Here is a 1564-nt window from a genome sequence, read left to right on the forward strand (position 1 = left end):
CGACCCTTCTCCGACATACCGTTATGCGGGCGGAATGGCCGCTAACCGTAGTTGAACCGTCAGATCGCGCCGGTGTACATCAAAGATCGCGGAGAAACTCAATCAATGCGGCGTTGACGTAATCCGGTGCCTCCTGTTGCAGCCAATGCCCTGCTCGCGGAACGACCCGAGAAGCCGACAGCCTGGGCACGATCTTGGGCATGCCGTCGATAATTTCGTGCATGCCTGGCATTGCCAGACCTGTGTCTCGCTCGCCGACAAGGTACAGGGCGGGAACCTCGACGAGCAGGCCCTCCAAAGCCGCTTGCACTTCCCAATTGCGATCGAGGTTGCGGTAGTAATTCAATCCACCGCGAAAGCCAGAAATGCTGAATGCTTGCACAAACTTGTCGAGGTCGGTGGGTGCGAGCCACGCGGGCAACAAAGGTGGATCAATCAGAGAGTCAAGGAGTCCACCACTCCGCGGCACGAGTCCGAATGGATTGGGCGTATTCGCGTCGCGGGCCCCGACGTCGCCCGATGCGGAAAAAAAGATCTTGCGCAATGTTGTGGCAACGTCACGCTCAAGTTCGGTTTCGGCCAACCCAGGTTCGGAAAAGTAATGCGTATAGAACCTCGTTTGGTCGGTCTGTGGAAAAAGCCGGCTCGGCGTCATCGGCGCACGACCCATCATTGGCACCCCGAGCGCAGCGACAGCGCGAAAGCGGTCAGGCCGAAGCAACGCGGCTTGCCAGGCTATGGTTGCACCCCAATCGTTTCCCACAACAACTGCGTCGCGTTCTCCGAGAATGTCAACGAGCGCCACTAGGTCACCGACAACGTCTAACGTCGTGTACTGTCCGATTGCCGTTGGGCACTCGCTTGATCCGTAGCCACGAAGATCCGGTGCTATTGCGTGGAAGCCGGCGTGCGCAAGTGCCTCCAGTTGATGGCGCCAAGCATGCGAGGTCTCAGGAAAGCCGTGACAAAGGAGCACCAATGGGCCGTCGCCCTGTTCAGCGACATGCAGGCGAATTCCGTTTGCTTCAATAAAGGTTTGACGGTATGCGGTCATGGTTGCTCTGGCAGAGATGTGTGCACACAAGAATCCCGAGATAGCGTAACATCAAAAGTTGCGCATTACCAAGCTTCCGAATATGCAACGCGATACCCGACTGGCTCGACTTCTGCACATCCTCATCCACATGCATCTTCGAGGAGGCGCGACCACCTCAGAGACGATTGCGCTGATGCTGCATACGAACCCCGTCTTCGTCCGCCGAACGATGGCTGCGCTACGCGAATCGGGGTACGTAAAGTCGACTGGTGGTCCAGGCGGAGGCTGGGCGCTCGCGTGTGACCTCAACGATCTTACGGTGAGAGATGTCTACCAGGCCATTGGACATACCGCGCCGTTTGTGATCGGCCTGGCCGACGACAATCACACTTGTCCGGTGGAGGCGGCGGTAAATCGCCACATCAATGAGGCGTTGGGTTCAGCGGAAAATACGTTGTTTCAATTGCTTGGTGACAAGCGACTCTCCGAGATCGCGCACGACGTGACGTCGTCAAAGTCGCGCAAAAC

Annotated in this window: 2 protein-coding genes; one reads left to right on the forward strand and one right to left on the reverse strand. The window is 57.5% G+C overall.

Annotated features, from left to right (window positions below):
• Window positions 1-79: 79 nt before the first annotated feature.
• On the reverse strand, window positions 80-1054 hold the full coding sequence (locus BX591_RS35810) for an alpha/beta fold hydrolase (RefSeq protein ID WP_111936012.1): 975 nt from the start codon (window positions 1052-1054) through the stop codon (window positions 80-82).
• Window positions 1055-1136: 82 nt separating this feature from the next.
• On the opposite strand from BX591_RS35810, the gene BX591_RS35815 reads away from it, so the two are divergent.
• Window positions 1137-1564, forward strand: a 428-nt coding sequence (locus BX591_RS35815) for an Rrf2 family transcriptional regulator (protein WP_111936013.1), incomplete at its 3' end; no start/stop codon positions are given.

This window comes from Paraburkholderia bryophila (assembly GCF_003269035.1).
GTDB classification, from domain to species: domain Bacteria; phylum Pseudomonadota; class Gammaproteobacteria; order Burkholderiales; family Burkholderiaceae; genus Paraburkholderia; species Paraburkholderia bryophila.